The organism is Marinifilum flexuosum (genome assembly GCF_003610555.1).
Lineage (GTDB): Bacteria > Bacteroidota > Bacteroidia > Bacteroidales > Marinifilaceae > Marinifilum > Marinifilum flexuosum.
Genome location: NZ_RAPQ01000008.1, coordinates 993,653 through 1,012,114 on the forward strand (window position 1 = coordinate 993,653; position 18,462 = coordinate 1,012,114).

Here is an 18,462-nt window from a genome sequence, read left to right on the forward strand (position 1 = left end):
ACTTCAAAGCTAATATCAATTCTTGAAATATGATTAAATAATCGGCCTAAAACTGAACTCTGCTTCATTTATCAATTCAGCATCAACATGACCTTTTTCGTTAATGTTTACAAGCTGAACTTTTGCCAACTGATTACTCAGGTTTTGATTGTAAGGAATTTCAACTTTAATGTAATTTTCGGTGAATCCGTACATTTTACCATTGTCGTTGTAGCCTTCGAACAATACTTCAAGTTCCTCGTTCAGGTGTTCCTGATAAAAAGCTCTTAGTTTTTTCTCAGATAAGATCTGGAACATTTTAGCACGACGCTTTCTCTCTTCAACAGGAACAGATTCTTTAATTTCAAGCGCCTTTGTTCCTTGTCTTTCCGAATAAGGGAACACATGAAGCTGACTAATTGGCAATTCGTTGATAAACATGTAGGCATCGTTGAAATCTTCTTCGCTTTCTCCACGACTACCAGCAATCACATCAACACCAATAAAAGCATCAGGAAGCAATGATTTGATTTTTTCAATACGTTGAGCGAACAGCTCTCTGTCGTATCTTCTCTTCATCAACTTCAGAACCTTGTTCGATCCTGCTTGCAATGGAATATGAAAGTGATTTACAAATTTCTTCGAGCCGGCAACGAAATCAATAATGTCATTGCTCAACAAGTTCGGCTCTATTGATGAAATTCTGAATCGCTCAATGCCTTCCACTTTTTCCAATTCTTTAATCAGACCCAAGAATGTCTCATTGGTACTTTTACCAAAATCACCAATGTTAACACCTGTAAGGATAATTTCTTTTGCACCTTCGGCAGCTACCTTTTCAGCTTGCTTTACCGTATCGGCAATGCTATTATTTCTACTGCGACCTCTGGCATAAGGAATGGTACAGTATGTACAGAAGTAATTGCAACCATCCTGAATTTTAAGGAAACATCTGGTTCTGTCGCCCATCGAATAGGATGAGTGAAAATCTTTAACCGATTCCACCTCGCAAGGCTGTAGGTCACCCGTTCCTTTTTTCTCTAGGTGATCGATGTACTTATGGATGTTGAATTTTTCGTTCGCACCTAAAACCAAATCAACACCTGGAATTTCAAGAATTTCCTTTGGCTTTAATTGAGCGTAACAACCAATAACCGCAACAAATGCATTCGGATTGGTTTTAATTACTTTCTTAATGGCTTGTCGACATTTTTTATCGGCCTGATCGGTTACCGAACAAGTATTGATTACGTAGATATCAGCTTTTTCTGTCATCTTCACCGTTTCGAAGCCCATTTCTTTAAATGATCTACCTATGGTCGAAGTTTCCGAAAAATTCAATTTGCATCCTAATGTATAAAATGCAACAGTTTTACCTTGCAACATATTCTTTCCCTCTGCTGATTGTACTCTTTATTATAAACATTAACTTTTGGTATAATTCCGATATATTAATGAATGATGTTAGAGAACTTAACACTGCAGCCATTAGTATATCGGTATTATTTCAAACTCTTTGATAAAAAAAGAACTGAATCAATTTTAAATTGAATCAGTCCTAATTTATACAAATAAAATAGTTTGCAAATTTATAAAAAGAATCAGCTTAATACAATTCCTAACTTATTAGAAGTCTATTGGACTTATATTCTTTATAAAGCTGATGAACAATACCATCGGAAACACCAATTTTAGGTACATGAATTGTCTCGGCTTTTGCCCATTCCATTACACTTAAGAAAATTGTTGCAGCAGGAATAATTACATCAGCCCTGTCGGGATTCATATTGTAATTAATCATTAACTCTTCGTGCGAGTATTGTTTTAAATCGTAGAAGATACTTTTCAATTCTTTGTAGCTGATATATTTCTCTTTTCTTGGGGTAGCAAGTTTTACCAAGCGGTTGATGTTACCTCCGGAACCAATAATCTCGATATTTTCGCAATTTGGGCAAATGTCTAACAGGCATTCTTTAATTCGGATAAACTCACCTTTTGGAACGCAATCTTTAAGGATTTTAATGGTTCCAACATTAAAGGAAGCTGAGAAGGTGCAAATGCCTTTCGAGAACAAAGTGATTTCGGTACTACCACCACCAACATCAACGTATAAATAATCTTTGTTCGGCTCTAAAGTATCGGCAATTTTATTATCGAAGATGATACTGGCTTCTTCCTTACCATCAATTATATCAATTTTAATATCTGATTCGTCTTCAATTCGTTTAATGATTTCGCGTCCGTTAGCAGCTTCACGCATGGCCGAAGTAGCACATGCACGATAGTTAACCACTTCGTGAACTTCCATTAAATGACGGAAGGCTTTCATTGATTTAATTAGCTTTTCACCCTTAATTGGTGAAATATATTTATCAATGAAGGTATCTGTTCCCAATCGAATTGGAACCCTGATTAATGATGACTTTTTAAAATGCGTATTCCCGCCTTCCTCAAACACATTCATAAACAGTAATCGGATGGCATTTGATCCGATGTCTATGGCGGCAAATTTCATTATTTTCATACGCGGTGGATTTGATTTTAATTTTGGTTACAAGCTTCAAATCATTTCATACTTTTTCTAATCAATTTAAAAGAAAATTTGCAGTAATGCAACTGGTATATTTACAGTAAGTTACTTGCTAGTTCAGCCAAATGACTTCTTTCTCCTTTTAGTAAGTTCACATGAGCAAAAATATCTTGACCTTTCATTCTATCGGATAAGTATGCCAAGCCGTTTGATTTCTTATCCAAATATGGTGAATCAATTTGCTCAATATCTCCTGTGAAAATCATTTTGGTTCCTTCGCCAGCCCTGGTAATTACCGTTTTTATTTCATGAGGAGTAAGATTTTGTGCTTCGTCAACAATGAAATAAGTGTTTGACAAACTTCGGCCTCGAATGTAAGCCAATGGTGTAATTTGTAGCTTTTCTTCTTTCAGGAGTTCGTCGATTTTAAGATATTCCTTACTGTGAAGGTTAAACTTGTGCTTGATTACACTTAAGTTGTCGAACAGCGGTTGCATGTAAGGACCAATTTTTTCTTTTGCATCGCCAGGCAGATATCCTAGATCTTTATTTGCTAGGGCAACAATTGGTCTTGCCAAAAATATCTGATCGTACATATCGTGTTGGGCAAGAGCAGAGGCCAAAGCCAAAAGAGTTTTTCCCGTACCTGCTTTACCTGTTAAGGCCACCAATGAAATTTTTGGATCCAATAGCGCATTCATCGAGAAGGTTTGTTCTGCATTTCTCGGATAAATACCATAAGCATTAGGCTTTTCAACACGAGTTACTAATCTTTCTACAGGATCGTAATGTGCCAATGCACTTGAAGAATTTCCTTTTAAAATAAAGTACTCATGACCTGATTTAAGCAAGTCAACACCAAATTCTTCTTCTGGAATGCCTTCGTGACTTTTGTATAGCGATGAAATTTTCACATCATCAAAATTATCAAGAGTCGTAATGCCAAGACTCATTACATCATCTAAATCCTGAACCTGGTCGTTTTTGTAATCTTCAGCAAGAACTCCCAGCGATTTGGCTTTCATTCTAAGGTTAATATCCTTAGTAACCAGAATTACTTTTTTACGCTTGTATTGTTTAAAAATGTGTTCAGCTATTGCAAGGATTCTGTGATCTGGAATATTTTCATGAAAGGAGGCTTTCATTGTAGGAGAGAATTCCTTACCTGTTTCAATATAAAGAGTTCCTAGGCCTTTGCCAAGCTTAGCTCCATCTTTAAAAAGGTTATCGCCAGAAATTCTATCAAGTTCTCTTGTAAATTCTCTGGCATGAAAATTTATCTGATCATTTCCTTTTTTAAATTTATCCAACTCTTCGAGAACCGTAATTGGAATAACAACATCGTTCTCTTCAAAATTATAAATTGAATTAAAGTCGTGTAGGATTACGTTTGTATCCAAAACGAAAATTTTTTTGAGTTTTGCCATATTGGGTGTTGTTAGAGGTTAAATATCGACCATTAGATGTAGTCGATTTACAATTTCGATTTAAAAACTGTTTCAACTTAAATTGGTTAGACTTCGGTTTCTGATTATAAATCAGAGTATAAGGTTTTTCTCTTTTGAATTATTCAAATATTACAGTCTTTAATACTTTTAATTTAGCAAAAAATATAGGAAAATCACGCTATCAAATATTTTTTTAAGAATTTTTACTCTTCTTTGCAAAGGATTTAAAATCAGTAAAGATTTTTAAAATGACTTATCAGGAAACACTAGACTATATGTTCACTCAGCTACCTATGTACCAACGTACAGGGAAAGCTGCTTACAAAGCCAATCTCGATAATACATTGGCTTTAGATGCCTACTTTAATCATCCACATAAAAATTTTAAGACTGTTCATGTTGCAGGAACAAATGGAAAAGGATCTGTATCTCATTCTATTGCATCGGTATTGCAAAAGTCCGGTTTAAAGGTTGGTTTGTATACATCACCACACTTGCGTGATTTTAGAGAGAGAATCAAAATTAATGGAAAGATGATTTCAGAATCGGCAGTAGTTGATTTTATTGCAAACCACAAGGCTAAATTCGAAGAGTTAAAACCATCATTTTTTGAAATGACGGTTGCATTGGCCTTTGAATATTTTGCATTAGAAGAAGTGGATATTGCTGTAGTTGAAGTTGGATTGGGAGGAAGATTGGACTCGACCAATATTATTTCTCCTTTGGTTTCAGTAATTACAAATATTAGTAAGGATCATACCAACCTTTTAGGAAATGATATTTGTGATATTGCAAAAGAAAAGGCTGGTATTATTAAACCTGGTGTTCCTGTAGTAATAGGAGAAAGGCAAGAATTTATTGAAGATGTTTTTAAAGGTATTGCACATGAAAGAGAATCGAATATTCTTTTTGCTGAGGATATTTATGAGTTTAGAGACTCTAAAATTACAGCCGGTAAACAAGAGTTAAACTTCTTTTCGGTGAATCAGGAAGAAGAGGTTCTGATTGAATGTGATTTGTTGGGAAAGTACCAGCAGAAAAATATTAGAACTGCCATTTGTGCATTGGAGGAACTAAAAAATCAAGGTCTTTATATATCAGAAGAACACATTCATTCCGGACTTTCCCAAATAGTTAAGGAAACAGGATTATTGGGACGTTGGCAAATTTTGCAGGAAAATCCAAAGGTAATTTGTGATACGGGTCATAATGTAGCAGGAATTAAAGAAATAATTGAGCAAATTGGCATGACTGATTACAGAAAACTGAATGTTGTTTTTGGTATGGTTGATGATAAAAATACCGATGAAGTATTAAGCTTAATGCCAAAAGAAGCCCATTATTATTTTACTCGAGCCAGTATTCCAAGAGCATTAAATGAGATAAAACTTCAGGAACTTGCAAATGCTTATGATTTAAGGGGAAAAACCTACTCAACTGTAGTTGAGGCATTGAATGATGCAAAGTCAGATTCAGAAAAAGAAGATCTGATTTTTGTTGGAGGTAGCACATTTGTAGTAGCAGAGGTGGTGTAAACAAAAGCAAAAAAAATATTGCATCGTAAAAATTTCTGTTTATATTTGCATCCGCAGAGGGCGATTAGCTCAGTTGGTTCAGAGCACTTGGTTTACACCCAAGGGGTCATAAGTTCGAATCTTATATCGCCCACTTTTACTTGTTTAGTTGTAAAAACTAACAACTTATCCTCAGCGCCAAAAAAATCATTTTTTTAGTAATACGTAAAAAAATCAATAAAGAAATTTTTCTTTAATAAAAACTTCTTTATTTTTGTCTTGATTTTGGTATAAGAAATTTTCTATGGTTCAATATTCTAAAAAAATTCAGGCGGTTCCAGAGCCAACTATTAGACGTATGCCTTCATACTTAGCATTTGCTGAAGGTTTGTTGCGTAAAGGGCAGCAGTTTGTGTCATCAACTCAAATTGCAAATTATATGAATATAGACCCTACTCAGGTCACAAAAGATTTATCCTACACTACGATAGTGGGCAAAACCAGGGTTGGATACGAGGTGAAAGCAATTGTAGATGTTTTATCGGAATTTCTTGGTTTTTCGGTGATGGATAATGCATTCCTTGTTGGTGCAGGTTCGTTGGGATCAGCTTTGCTACACGATAGTGGATTAAATCATTTTGGATTAAAGATAGAAGCTGCTTTTGATATAAACCCATCTACAATAGGTCGAAAGATTAATGATGTTGAGGTTTTTCATATCGATCAATTTAGAGATTTAGCACAGGAATTGAATGTGATTATGGGGATTATAACCGTTCCTGCTGAAAATGCTCAAACTGTAGCCGATCTGATGGTAGCGTGGGGAATTAAGGCAATTTGGAACTTTACTCCTGCAAGAATTAAGGTGCCTGATGATATCATTGTTCAGAATACAACTTTGTATTCGAATCTTGCAATTATTTTTAACAAGTTGCATCAGGATAAGAGAGAAGAATAAGTATTTACGATATACTAAAAAAGGGTTTTGATGATATTCAAAACCCTTTTTTATTTATTTGATGTCAAATTCCCTTTTTAGGCATTCTCCAAAATACGGAAAGCGTGATCTAAAATTGTAGTATCATCGAGTTCAACAATTCCTCCATCGGGGCCTTGCTCAACATGGATTCCAGTACTTTTACCTTCATCAAAATTTGTTCCACCAAAATAATTTCTAACTGTTTCTACGTTTAATTGTAAATCTTCCGCAATCCTTTGCATGCTGCCGTCTGGCAAACGATCCTTAATTTGTCTTAGCTCATTAAATGTGATTGTCTTAGTCATATGCTGTATATTTTATTAAGGGTTAGAAATATATTTGCCCTTTAAATTTAATGAAAGAATTTCTTAAATTAAAATTATTAGAATGTTAATTCTTACAGCATTAATTAAAAAGTTAAGGTAAAACTGGTTCGTTCATCAGGCACAGAATGGGCTGTAATAGTTCCTCCATGCAGGCGCAAGATTTGTTTTGAAAGACTCAATCCAATTCCTGAGCCTTTAGGTTTTGTTGTAAAGAACGGAATAAATACTTTGTCCAAAACTTCTTTTATAATTCCTTGTCCATTGTCATTAACTTGAATTGAGATTCTGCCACGTGTATTCATATAGGCCTTTAATTCAATTTTAGGATTTTCGGTATGTTCTACTGCATGAATAGAGTTTTTAATCAAGTTGATTAATACTTGTTCAATTAACTGCTCATCGGCCGAAAGTTCTATAGATTCTGGATTGATACTAATTTCACATTCAATTCCATTTCGCTTGATTTCTTCTTCCATTAATCGATGAATGTTATCGAATAACTTTTGAACCTGGAAAATGCTAAAATTAGGTTTAGGAATTTTCGTAAGATTACGATAGGTATCTACAAAATGAAGAAGTCCTGAACTTCTTTTGTGAATGGTCTCCAAAGCCATTTTTACTTCGTTAAGCGTTTCCAAATCCTGCTCTTCGAAACGATTTGTATTGTTTTCACCAAAATCATCAAGAATGGTGGTTAGGGTTGTAGATAAAGATGAAATTGGGGTTATTGAATTCATGATCTCATGTGTCAGTACACGAATTAGTTTTTGCCAAGATTCTATTTCTTGCTCCTCCAATTCGTACTGAATATTCTTTATAGAAACCAAAATAACCTGACGATTGTTGATTTTAAATTCGGTGGCGTAAACGGCCAACTGTAAAATATCATCGTTATCGTTCACCTTTATCAAGGTGTTCTCACCATGTTTTAAGCTTAATAAGGAATTAACCAAATCAGGACTAAATGATTTTAAATCCTGAATCATTTTAAGATTACTAATTTGGAACAGTTTTTTTGAAGCATTGTTAATCATCTCAACCTTTCCATCGCGATGAAAAGCTATTAAACTGATACCGATGTGTTGAATAACGGTTTGCAAGTAAAAGTAGTGTTCCTCTTTTTCAGCTCTGATTTTTTGAAAATCAGTTATTACTGCATTAAATGATTCTTGTAATTTGTCAAATGAACTGCCTAATCCTTGTACTTGAAAATTTCTGGTAAAATCCGAATATCGAATAGATTCCAGAAAATTTTTAAGTAATCGGTTTGTTTTCTCAACATACCTAATTATCTCGTAAACCTGATAAATTATGGCAATAAAAGTCAGGCTCGCTGTAAAGTATAAACTTTTTTGGGCGACTAGGTAAAATAGCAGGAATATCGTTGCTGATAGAACGATAATCCTGATAATAAAGTTAATTCGAAAGCTTTTATAAACCATATTTTTCTAATCTTCGGTATAGAGAGGTTCTTGTTAATCCAAGTTCGCCTGCTGCTTTAGATATGTTTCCTTTGTTTGTTTTTAAAACCTTTTGGATGATATTTTTTTCTACTTCTTCGAGATTGTAAGAATCAAATTCAACATCATCTTGCTGGCTTCTTTCCATACTGATTTGAAAATCGGATGGCTCAAGGTTTTTGTCGTCAGCCATAATAACCGCTCTTTCCATTTGGTGTTGCAGTTCACGAACGTTACCTGGCCAGCCATAATCATATAGTTTATTGATACAAGCTTTAGATAATGGACTTATTCTCTTCTTGTACTTCTTCGAATAAATTTCAAGGAAATGATTTGCCAACAGAGGAATATCCTCATATCGCTCACGTAGTGGAGGAAGATCAATTTCTACAGTATTTATTCTATATAGTAAATCTTGACGATACTTCTCTTCAGATGCCATTTGTTTTAAAGGCATGTTGGTAGCGCAAATTAAACGAATATCAATTGGAATTGGTTTGTTCGATCCAACTCTAATCACCTCTCTTCTTTCTAAAACCGTAAGAAGTTTAGCTTGCATAGGCAAACTTAAGTTACCAATCTCATCAAGGAAGAGTGTGCCTCCCGAAGCAATTTCAAATCTTCCAGGTCTATCAGCTCTGGCATCAGTAAAAGCTCCTTTAACATGACCGAAAAGTTCGCTTTCAAACAAGTTTTCATTAATTGACCCTAGATCCACACTAACGAATACTTCATCTTTTCGACTCGAGTTTCTGTGAAGAGCTCTTGCGACCAATTCTTTTCCAGTTCCATTTTCACCCAAAATCAATACATTGGCATCGGTTTTTGAAACTTTAGTAATGGTTTGGAATACCTGTTGCATTTCAGGAGATGTACCAATGAAATCGTTAAATGGCTGATCGAGAACAGCATTTAATTCTTTTTGTTTGGTTTTTAGTTCGCTAACCTCCTCTTTTGACTTGCGCAACTTAATGGCTGAAGATATAGTGGCTAGTAATTTTTCATTTTGCCACGGTTTAAGAATAAAATCAGTAGCTCCGGCCTTTATTGCTTTTACTGATTTTTCAATATCTCCGTATGCAGTAATGAATAAGACTACTGCTCTTGGATCGATTTCAAGTATTTTGTTTAGCCAATGATAACCTTCCTGACCACTAATAGCATCTTTTGTGAAGTTCATGTCTAATAGAATAACATCGTATTCTTCTTGCTTCATAAGTTTAGGGATCATTTCAGGATCGGATTCAGTATGTATAAGTTCTACATGCTGCTTTAAAAGTAGTTTAAGTGAAAACAATATATCCTCATTGTCATCAATGGCCAATATTTTTCCGCTTTTTTGCACTGTCATAATATCTATTAATTTGTGGGTTCAATTTATTTTGTTTAAATCTGGACTCAAGTTATTACTAAAATTTCAGAAATAAAAAAATGATGTACGTAATCGAACAGATCGTGTATTAATTTCGTTCAAACTTTGGACACGTTTTAGGTGGTGATTTAGTTTAAGTTGTTGTGATTCAGTGTTAAGTTGTGTTTGGCATGAAAGTGGTTATTATTAGGGCGTGTTTGAAAAAGGTATATAACAAGTCAAAAAAATATGGATAGAATTATTGAGAAGAAGCCATGGTATCTTCGTAAGAAAAATTGGTACCTGGCTGTTGGCGTAATTGCCATAGTTATTCTCTACTCAGCGTTTTTAGGAACATCAGGATTAAGTTATAGAGTAGATGAAGAAACACTTTCGATTGCGGATGTAAAAAACGATTATTTTCAGGAGTACATTGCCAGAACCGGGACGGTTAATCCGATAACGACGGTTTACCTGGATGCCATTGAAGGTGGTCGGGTAGAAGAGATTTTGCTGGAAGAAGGTAGCATGGTGCAAAAAGGTGATATTATTCTTCGTTTAAGTAATTCGGAATTAAATTTGCAAATTCTGAATTCGGAAGCAGCTTTTACTGAGCAGGTAAATAGGTTAAGAGATACTCGCCTGAGTATGGAGCAAGACCGATTAAATATTAAGCGCAATTTGTTGGATATTGATTTGAATTTAGCGAAGAGCAAAAGACAATATACTCGTAACAAAACATTTTTCGAGAAAGATTTAATTGCACAAGAAGAATTTGAGGCATCAAGAGATGATTTTTTTTATCATAAAAAGGTAAAAGAATTACTGTTGGAGCGTCAAAAAACTGATTCACTTTCCAGAACAATTCAAATTGAAAGGTTGGAAGCGAATTTGAGAAAGATGGAAGATAACCTGGATTTGGTAAGAGAAAAGTTGCAAAACTTGAATGTGAAAGCACCTGTTAGTGGTCAGCTGGGAGCATTAAATGCAGAGCTTGGAGAGTCAAAATCAAAAGGTCAGAGGCTTGGTCAGGTAAACGTGCTTGATAATTACAAGATCAACGCTATGGTGGATGAGCTTTATATTGCCAGATTAAATAAAGGATTAAATGCTAGTTTTAAATTTAATGGCAAAGAATATCAATTGATCGTAAAGAAAGTATATCCTGAGGTTAGAAATGGACAATTTGAAATTGATTTAAAATTTGCAAGCGAATTGCCTAATGGAATTAGAACAGGTCAAACTTTCAGAACGAAAATAGAGTTGGGAGAACCAAGAGAGGCGCTTTTGATTCCTAGAGGAGGATTTTTCCAAAGTACCGGTGGGCAATGGGTATTTGTTGTAGATCCATCGGGTGAATTTGCTGTGAGAAGAGAGATTAAGTTAGGAAATCAGAATCCAAAATATTATGAAGTTTTAGAAGGATTGAAACCAGGAGAAAAAGTAATAACAAATAGTTATGAACTCTACGGTGAATCAGAGAAATTACTTTTAAAGTAAGCTAATGATTAAAATTTTACTCAATACTGTTATTCGCAATTTGTACAAGCAAAAAGTATATTCTATAGTTAATATTTTAGGATTAGCTACCGGAGTTACTTGTACGCTTTTGATATTGATTTGGGTAAATTACGAGCTTAGTTTTGACACCTATCATAAGGATATTGAAAGGGTATATACGGTTTTTGAAAATCAGAAATATGCCGATGGTGATGTTTTTTCAGTGTATTCAACTCCAGGTCCTCTTGCAGCATCATTAAAGAAAGAATATTCTGAGGTTGAATATGCTTCGAGATTGGTAAGTACATGGGGACAGCTGGTTTTATCTACCAATGGGAAAACATTTGTCGAAAAAGGAGGGAAAATAGTTGATCCTGACTTCTTTAAAATATTTTCCATACCTGTTTTGTATGGTGATTACATTAGTCCTTTGTCGAATGAAAATACCATTGTTTTAAGTCGAAGATTATCTGAAAAGCTTTTTGGGGATATTGATCCCATAGGATTAAGTGTTGAGATTAATTCAAACTATCAGTTTGTCGTAGGTGCAGTGGTTGAAAATGCACCTGAAAATTCTTCGATACATTACGATTTCTTTCTTCCATTCAAATTTTTTAAAGAATACTGGGAGTATGATTTAAGTGATTGGGAAGCAAACTCATTTCATACATTCGTAAAGTTAAAGGATGGAGTCAATGGTAAAAATTTGACCGATAATATAAGATATCATGTTCGTCAGAGAGTTCCATATTCAAATGTAGAACTGGATTTGCAATCATTTGAAAAATATCATTTGTATTCAATTAGTGAAAACAAATCAGGGCCAATTTGGTATGTTCAGGTATTCTTGTTGGTTGCAGTATTGATACTGTTGATTGCTTGCTTTAATTATATGAATTTGGCTACAGCTCGATCCGAACGAAGAGCCAGGGAAGTTGCAATACGAAAAGTTGTTGGTGCCCAAAGACGTGGATTGGTCGGACTATTTTTAACTGAGTCGATAGTTTTCACAACCATTGCCCTGGGGTTGGGTATTGTATTTGTAGAGTTATTATTGCCTGTTTTTAGTGATCTTACCAATAGAACATTAACATTAAACCCTGGCAACCTGAAGTTTTTAATCGCAGTAGTTTTAATTGTTCTTAGTACAGGAGTTTTATCGGGTAGTTATCCGGCGCTTTTTCTTTCATCTTTTTTACCAATTCAGGTAATAAGAGGTGTGTTTAGGCAAGATTCGGCCATGCTGAGAAAAGTGTTGGTAATTATTCAATTTACCATGTCAATTGCACTGTTTATTTGCACATGCGTAATATATAAACAACTGAACTTTTTAAAGGATTCAGATGTTGGTTACAACAAGGACAATATAGTGTATGTTGAAATGCTCGATGACTTTTATGAAGAATATTCGGAGCTGAAAGGTGAATTATTAAAAATTCCCGGAGTTCATTGGGTAACAGCTGCCAACCAAATGCCAGTTAATTTTTTAAACTCAACATGGGATGTAAATTGGCCTAATAAATTAGAAGATTCAGAGGATGTGCTATTTCAGTTATCCTTTGTGGATTTTGATTTTATAGAAACCTTTGAGATGGATGTAATACATGGGCGAGGCTTTTCCAAACAGTTTGGAGAAGATACTTTAAAATTCATCATAAACGAGTCTGCTGCCGAAAAGATGGGAATGGTTTATACCATAGGCGAAAAAATAAGTCTTTGGAATTATACTGGAGAGGTGATTGGGATAGTAAAGGATTTTAACTTTAATAGTTTACAGGTTGGAGTTGATCCTTTGATAATGATGAGGAACCCAAGCTCCTTTAAATATATAGGAATTAGAGTTGGTGAAGATAAGGAGCCAATTATCAATAAAATAAGAAAAGTTTGGAATAAGAAGTTTTCGCATATTCCATTTAATTATAGATTGTTAGAAGAAGATTTTGCTTATTTCTACCAGGCAGAATCAAGAATGGGAAAATTGTTTGCTTCATTCACGGCAATTGCATTTATCATTTCCTCTCTTGGATTATTTGGTTTAGTTTCGTTTATAACTGAAAATAAAGCCAGAGAAGTAGCGTTACGAAAAGTATTTGGAGCTAATGTTGATAATGTATTCCAATTGTTATTTAAAGAAATTTTGAAATGGATTGTCTTATCAATTGCCATTGCATGGGGCATATCATTTTTTGCAATGGAATGGTGGCTGAATGGTTTTGCCTATAGAATTGAAATGGGTGTTGGAATATTTATTCTTGCAGCAGGTTTATCTCTTCTTATTACACTTATAACCATTTATAGACAGATAGCACGTTTGGTTACAATTGCTCCTGCAAATGTTTTGAAATACGAATAAATTATAAATAAAAAGGCTATGATTAAAACTAAAAATTTAATAAAAATTTTCCGAACAGATGAGGTGGAAACCACAGCTCTTAATAATGTGAATTTAGAGATTAACGAAGGTGAATTTGTTGCCATTATGGGACCTTCGGGATGTGGAAAATCTACATTGTTAAATATTATTGGCTTGCTGGATAATCCAAGCGAAGGAGAAATGCATTTTAATGGATATCAGGTAGAAAACTACACCGAACGTCAAAGAACTAACCTAAGAAAGGAAAATATTGGTTTTGTATTTCAAAGCTTTAACCTAATTGATGAGTTAACTGTATTTGAAAATGTTGAATTGCCATTGCTTTATATGAAAGTGTCAGGTTCCGAAAGAAAAAGGCGTGTGAATGAAGCTTTGGAAAGAATGAATATCGCACACAGAGCAAAACATTTTCCTCAGCAGTTATCTGGAGGCCAGCAACAAAGAGTAGCAATTGCAAGAGCCGTAATATCGAATCCTAAACTAATACTTGCCGATGAGCCTACTGGTAATTTGGATTCAGCTAATGGGGAAGAGGTTATGAATCTGCTAACTCAACTAAATGAAGAAGGAACGACCATTATCATGGTTACTCACTCACCATCAGATGCAGATCGAAGTCATAGAATTATTCAATTGTTCGATGGTCATGTAGTGACAGAAAATATGAGACAAAAGTTATAAAACAAAAAACATAAACCCCACATCTACTTGTTTCAGTAATAGAATTGCTATGCTTAAAAATTTCTTAATTACCATTATTCGAAATTTTAATCGAAATAAGTTTTATACAATCCTAAATGTAGTTGGATTGTCAGTGGGATTGATATGTGCAATTCTCATTGTACTATTTATACAAGAGGAATTATCCTACGATAAGTATAATGTGAATCATAAGAGAATTGTAAGGTTGGCTTCTGACTTTACCCTTAATGGCAAGCGTGATAAAGTTGCTACATCTCCTATGCCATTTGGACCAACTTTCAAAGAAGAATTTCCTGAAGTAGAAGAGTATGTTAGGATTCAAGGATCTGGTAGGCAGCAATTCAGATACAAGGACAAGGAATTTTATGAAGAAAGGATTTCATATGTTGATTCAAGTATTTTTAAGGTTTTTAGCTATAATTTAATTCAGGGTGATCCTGACAAGGCCCTTACTGATCCATATACTATAGTTTTAAATGAAACTTTGGCAAAAAAGTATTTTGGCGATGAAGATCCGATAGGAAAAGTTTTAATTGTTGGGGAAAATAGGTCATTTACTGTTACGGGTGTGATGAAAGATATTCCTCGAAATAGTCATTTCAATTTTCGTGGATTTTATTCCATGAAAACTATTGAATCTATACGTGGAGCAGAGGAATTCAATAGTACCGAACCTATAACATTTTGGAGTTTTAGCAACTACACTTTCTTATTGTTGAAAGAGAACACAAATATAGATGCACTGCAATCTAAGTTTCCTTTGTATTACAATAAGTATATGAAACCTCTAGGAGATCAGTTGGGTGTAGAATATCATCTAATTGTTCAAAAACTTGCCGATATTCACTTAAAGTCAGATCTTCAATGGGATGCACCTACAGGAAATATTAAGTACATTTTTATATTATCAGCCATAGCCTTTTTTATTTTGTCGATTGCCGGAATTAATTATATGAATATGGCAACAGCTCGTTCATCAAAACGAGCAAGAGAAGTTGGTGTCAGAAAAGTTGTGGGTGCTCATCGTGATACTTTAATTCGACAGTTTTTAATGGAGAGTTTATCGCTAACAATTCTGGCATTGATGATTGCGTTAATTGTTGTCGAGTTAATATTGCCGCTTTTTAATTCCTTGGTGGATAAAGATTTATCGCTTTCGGTTAGTGAAACTCCTGAAATATTGGTGTTTAGTATTGTGTTGGCCTTAGTATTGGGAATTGTTTCCGGTAGTTACCCTGCTTTTTACCTTTCATCTTTTCGTCCGGCTACTATATTAAAAGGTTCTACCATAAAGGGAAAAGCTGGAGGATTACTTCGAAAGCTTTTGGTTATTTCACAGTTTACAGTTTCAGCCATAATGATAAGTGGAACTATAGTTGTTGGAGTGCAGCTAAACTATATGAATAATAAAGATATGGGGTTTAGTAAAGAGGATGTATTGGTTAGTATTGTTAGAGATTCACTAATGCGAACCAAGATTGAACCTTTAAAGGATGAATTGCGGAAAAATCCAAATATAAATTCGGTAGCAACTTCAAATACTCTTATAGGGTTTGATGGATCAAAAACTGTGCATTTATATGAGGGAGAAGAAGGAATGGAGCAATATGCACTTAATTTTAGTGTGATTGATTTTGATTATCTGGATATGATGCAAATGAAGGTAATGCAAGGTAGAAAATTTAATAGGAAAATTGCTTCAGATACCAGTAGTGCATTTATTATAAATCAATCTGCTGCAAGAAAGTTTGATTGGAATGAAAAAGCAGTAGGTAAAAAATTACAATTGGGTGTTGAATTGGAAGGAGAAGAAGATGATGATGGTATAATGAAAGGTGAGGTGGTTGGTGTAGTTGCAGACTTTCACTATCGACCTTTGCGTGAAAATATAGAGCCAATCAATTTTTTGGTAAGCGAAAATCCTCGTCATCGCAGAGTTTTGTACGTAAAACTAAATCAGGAAAATAGAGAGGAGAGCATAAAATATATTGAAAGTGTTTGGAATAAATTTAGTTCAAACATGGCCTTTAATTATTTCTTTTTGGATGATAGGTTAAGAGAAAATTATGATTCTGAAGTAAGATTAACCTGGATATTTTCCATCTTTTCGCTGCTGAGCATTTTAATTGCATCGCTTGGATTGTTTGGCCTGTCTTCGTTTATGGCAGAGCAAAGAACCAAAGAACTAGGTATTCGAAAAGTGCTTGGAGCCTCCGTAAAACAATTGGTCAATCTTTTAACTAAGGAGTTTGTGCGCTTAATCCTTATCGCAAATGTTCTTGCCATTCCGATTACATATTGGGCCATGAATTCTTGGCTAAACGATTTTTCATATCGCATACAAATTAGTTGGTGGATATTTCTTCTTACACTAATTGTATCCTTGGTGATCGGTGTATTTACTGTTTCGTGGCAATCGTACAGAGCTGCTTCTGCCGATCCGGTAAATGCAATTAAATATGAATAACTATAATTAACCTAAAACCTAATAAGATGAGAGAAATATGTGTACCAATTCCATTTACCGATGATGAACAGGTAGCCGAAGTTGAAGTAAAATTCGCTAATCGAAAAATAAGTGTTCAGTACCGACTAGAGTCTTTTGTTTGGGATGTAAGTGAAGACCCGGATTTTAATCCCGAAGATGGTATAACAGAGGATTTGATGAAAATCTATAAGCTTAAAAAATTAATAGCCGAATATGATTCTTCATGGGAGTTGATACAGATATTTACACCTGCCGAAAATTCGAAATACATTCAGGTTTTGTTCCGAAAAAAATAAATTTACTTTGCAGCTGTAACTAATGTATAGGTTGTGCGTCTTACAATCGATTCAGAACAATAAAAGCTGCGAATATGGAATATCTAAGTAAGATTGTATTATTTTTTTCTTTGTTTTTTACAATTCTATTGAGTGCTTTGGGAATTAAGGCACAAAATTATCCTTGTTATTTATATGGTTCTATAACTACTGTTGATGGAGATGTTTATGAGGGCCCGATTAGATGGAATGACGAAGAAGTATTTTTAACGGATGTTTTTAATTCTGAAAAAATAGAAAATCCATATTTGAAATATGTCAAGGAAGAAAAAAAGAGAGTAGTTGAATATAAGCGTAGAAAAAGAACTTCATGGTATAGGGTAGAATATGGAGATGATCAATCTTATAGTGCTTTCAATCGAAAATTTGAATGTCGATTTGGAGATATTAATTCCATTTCGGTAACAGGGAGAGAATCAGTTAATCTGGAGCTTAAAACAGGAAAATTCATAAACCTATCAGGTGGATCTAATGATGTTGGCAATCAGGTTTGGATAATGGATCATGAACTTGGCTTGCTTAAGATTGACTGGAACAGAATTGATGTGGTGAACTTTTTCTCTCCGGAGAAGCAACCAATTGAAAATTTTGGTGAACCAATCTATGGTAAAATCACAACTACAATTGGTGAATTTACTGGCTTTATTCAATGGGACCATGATGAAAGATTACTTGGAGATAAATTGGATGGTGTAAGTCGTGATGGTGATATGGATATTCCATTTACTAAAATCAGTAAAATACAAAAAGAGGAGAATGGTTCAAGAATTACCTTAATGTCGGGGCGTAATTTGTTGCTAAAATCTTCTAATGATGTTTCAAGAAATAATCGAGGTATAATTGTGACTATACCAAATGTTGGACGAATTGACTTTACCTGGAAACACTTTTTATCTCTTGATTTATTACCACTCCCGAAAACTACGAAGAGTTGTTTTTCTGAATTTAATGATTCGGAAAGATTATACGGAAAGGTAACTAATAAGGAGGGAGAAACTTTTGAGGGGGTGATAGTTTATGACTTGGATGAGGCAATGGACTCGGAAATTTTAAATGGTTTTAATAATGAATTGGAATTTTCGGTGCCGTTTAGAAATGTAAGAAAAATTACACCTAAAGCTTATAATTATTGTTTGGTAGAATTAAAAAGCGGACAAAATCTCTTCTTGGGCGACCAAACTGATGTTTCAGGTAAGAATGCAGGAATATTAATTTTTACGGGAAATGATAGTTATAGGGTTTTTGATTGGGAAGAGATTCATGAAATAGAGTTCATGTAAATTATTTAAAGAAATGAGCTAAAAAAATAAAATGGGATCGTCTGAAACTATTGAAAAACCTGATCGTTTGAAAGAATGATCAGGTTTTTTTATAATCTTTTGATTTAATACAAATTATAGCTGTTTAATATTAATAAAACAAAAAACTATTCCTAATTTGGAGGAACAAAGTGTAAATTGATCTGGAAATAATTCT

14 protein-coding genes and 1 tRNA gene are annotated in these 18,462 nt (G+C 34.2%); 9 read left to right on the top strand and 6 right to left on the bottom strand.

The window, feature by feature from the left end:
- Positions 1-33: 33 nt before the first annotated feature.
- The 3 genes from mtaB to BXY64_RS04360 form a co-directional block, all read right to left on the bottom strand.
- Positions 34-1,365, bottom strand: a complete 1,332-nt coding sequence (gene mtaB, locus BXY64_RS04350; protein ID WP_120238709.1) for a tRNA (N(6)-L-threonylcarbamoyladenosine(37)-C(2))-methylthiotransferase MtaB — start codon at positions 1,363-1,365, stop codon at positions 34-36.
- A 232-nt stretch (positions 1,366-1,597) separates the two neighbouring features.
- Positions 1,598-2,503, bottom strand: a complete 906-nt coding sequence (locus BXY64_RS04355; RefSeq protein ID WP_120238710.1) for a Ppx/GppA phosphatase family protein — start codon at positions 2,501-2,503, stop codon at positions 1,598-1,600.
- A gap of 101 nt (positions 2,504-2,604) precedes the next feature.
- Positions 2,605-3,936 (bottom strand): PhoH family protein, encoded by a 1,332-nt coding sequence (locus BXY64_RS04360; protein WP_120238711.1) that lies wholly within the window; start codon positions 3,934-3,936, stop codon positions 2,605-2,607.
- Between the two features lie 269 nt (positions 3,937-4,205).
- On the opposite strand from BXY64_RS04360, the gene BXY64_RS04365 reads away from it, so the two are divergent.
- The 3 genes from BXY64_RS04365 (at position 4,206) to BXY64_RS04375 (ending at position 6,429) form a co-directional block, all read left to right on the top strand.
- Positions 4,206-5,492 carry a bifunctional folylpolyglutamate synthase/dihydrofolate synthase gene (locus BXY64_RS04365; RefSeq protein ID WP_120238712.1) on the top strand — a complete coding sequence of 429 codons (1,287 nt, stop codon included), beginning with the start codon at positions 4,206-4,208 and terminating at the stop codon, positions 5,490-5,492.
- A gap of 58 nt (positions 5,493-5,550) precedes the next feature.
- Positions 5,551-5,625, top strand: a tRNA-Val gene (locus BXY64_RS04370).
- Positions 5,626-5,775: 150 nt separating this feature from the next.
- Positions 5,776-6,429 (top strand): redox-sensing transcriptional repressor Rex, encoded by a 654-nt coding sequence (locus tag BXY64_RS04375; RefSeq protein WP_120238713.1) that lies wholly within the window; start codon positions 5,776-5,778, stop codon positions 6,427-6,429.
- Positions 6,430-6,506: 77 nt separating this feature from the next.
- Here the strand turns inward: BXY64_RS04375 and BXY64_RS04380 are convergent, their stop codons facing one another.
- From BXY64_RS04380 to BXY64_RS04390, 3 genes are all read right to left on the bottom strand, one after another.
- Positions 6,507-6,755, bottom strand: coding sequence for a DNA-binding protein (locus BXY64_RS04380; RefSeq protein WP_120238714.1), 249 nt, complete (start codon positions 6,753-6,755; stop codon positions 6,507-6,509).
- 104 nt (positions 6,756-6,859) lie between these two features.
- Positions 6,860-8,218: a sensor histidine kinase gene (locus tag BXY64_RS04385; RefSeq protein WP_120238715.1), complete on the bottom strand. Its 1,359-nt coding sequence runs from the start codon at positions 8,216-8,218 to the stop codon at positions 6,860-6,862.
- Positions 8,208-9,587, bottom strand: coding sequence for a sigma-54-dependent transcriptional regulator (locus BXY64_RS04390; RefSeq protein ID WP_110361451.1), 1,380 nt, complete (start codon positions 9,585-9,587; stop codon positions 8,208-8,210). The genes BXY64_RS04385 and BXY64_RS04390 overlap by 11 nt, the downstream gene beginning before the upstream one ends.
- A gap of 249 nt (positions 9,588-9,836) precedes the next feature.
- On the opposite strand from BXY64_RS04390, the gene BXY64_RS04395 reads away from it, so the two are divergent.
- The 6 genes from BXY64_RS04395 (at position 9,837) to BXY64_RS04420 (ending at position 18,266) form a co-directional block, all read left to right on the top strand.
- Positions 9,837-11,087 (top strand): efflux RND transporter periplasmic adaptor subunit, encoded by a 1,251-nt coding sequence (locus BXY64_RS04395; RefSeq protein ID WP_120238716.1) that lies wholly within the window; start codon positions 9,837-9,839, stop codon positions 11,085-11,087.
- A 4-nt stretch (positions 11,088-11,091) separates the two neighbouring features.
- The gene (locus tag BXY64_RS04400; protein ID WP_120238717.1) at positions 11,092-13,440 is read left to right on the top strand and encodes an ABC transporter permease; all 2,349 of its coding nucleotides are present in this window, start codon (positions 11,092-11,094) and stop codon (positions 13,438-13,440) included.
- 18 nt (positions 13,441-13,458) lie between these two features.
- The gene (locus tag BXY64_RS04405; protein WP_110361454.1) at positions 13,459-14,142 is read left to right on the top strand and encodes an ABC transporter ATP-binding protein; all 684 of its coding nucleotides are present in this window, start codon (positions 13,459-13,461) and stop codon (positions 14,140-14,142) included.
- 49 nt (positions 14,143-14,191) lie between these two features.
- Complete coding sequence (locus tag BXY64_RS04410; RefSeq protein WP_120238718.1) at positions 14,192-16,630, top strand: ABC transporter permease; 2,439 nt, start codon at positions 14,192-14,194, stop codon at positions 16,628-16,630.
- 26 nt (positions 16,631-16,656) lie between these two features.
- A complete protein-coding gene (locus BXY64_RS04415; RefSeq protein WP_120238719.1) occupies positions 16,657-16,947 on the top strand; it encodes a hypothetical protein in 291 nt (96 codons plus the stop codon).
- A gap of 74 nt (positions 16,948-17,021) precedes the next feature.
- The gene (locus BXY64_RS04420) at positions 17,022-18,266 is read left to right on the top strand and encodes a hypothetical protein (RefSeq protein ID WP_120238720.1); all 1,245 of its coding nucleotides are present in this window, start codon (positions 17,022-17,024) and stop codon (positions 18,264-18,266) included.
- The last annotated feature ends 196 nt before the right edge of the window (positions 18,267-18,462 follow it).

Coding starts and splice junctions, on each gene's coding strand:
- mtaB (WP_120238709.1), bottom strand. CDS start 1,365: ATGTTGCAAGGTAAAACTGTTGCATTTTATACATTAGGATGCAAATTG.
- BXY64_RS04400 (WP_120238717.1), top strand. CDS start 11,092: ATGATTAAAATTTTACTCAATACTGTTATTCGCAATTTGTACAAGCAA.
- BXY64_RS04410 (WP_120238718.1), top strand. CDS start 14,192: ATGCTTAAAAATTTCTTAATTACCATTATTCGAAATTTTAATCGAAAT.
- BXY64_RS04390 (WP_110361451.1), bottom strand. CDS start 9,587: ATGACAGTGCAAAAAAGCGGAAAAATATTGGCCATTGATGACAATGAG.
- BXY64_RS04395 (WP_120238716.1), top strand. CDS start 9,837: ATGGATAGAATTATTGAGAAGAAGCCATGGTATCTTCGTAAGAAAAAT.
- BXY64_RS04365 (WP_120238712.1), top strand. CDS start 4,206: ATGACTTATCAGGAAACACTAGACTATATGTTCACTCAGCTACCTATG.
- BXY64_RS04405 (WP_110361454.1), top strand. CDS start 13,459: ATGATTAAAACTAAAAATTTAATAAAAATTTTCCGAACAGATGAGGTG.
- BXY64_RS04385 (WP_120238715.1), bottom strand. CDS start 8,218: ATGGTTTATAAAAGCTTTCGAATTAACTTTATTATCAGGATTATCGTT.
- BXY64_RS04415 (WP_120238719.1), top strand. CDS start 16,657: ATGAGAGAAATATGTGTACCAATTCCATTTACCGATGATGAACAGGTA.
- BXY64_RS04420 (WP_120238720.1), top strand. CDS start 17,022: ATGGAATATCTAAGTAAGATTGTATTATTTTTTTCTTTGTTTTTTACA.
- BXY64_RS04375 (WP_120238713.1), top strand. CDS start 5,776: ATGGTTCAATATTCTAAAAAAATTCAGGCGGTTCCAGAGCCAACTATT.
- BXY64_RS04355 (WP_120238710.1), bottom strand. CDS start 2,503: ATGAAAATAATGAAATTTGCCGCCATAGACATCGGATCAAATGCCATC.
- BXY64_RS04360 (WP_120238711.1), bottom strand. CDS start 3,936: ATGGCAAAACTCAAAAAAATTTTCGTTTTGGATACAAACGTAATCCTA.
- BXY64_RS04380 (WP_120238714.1), bottom strand. CDS start 6,755: ATGACTAAGACAATCACATTTAATGAGCTAAGACAAATTAAGGATCGT.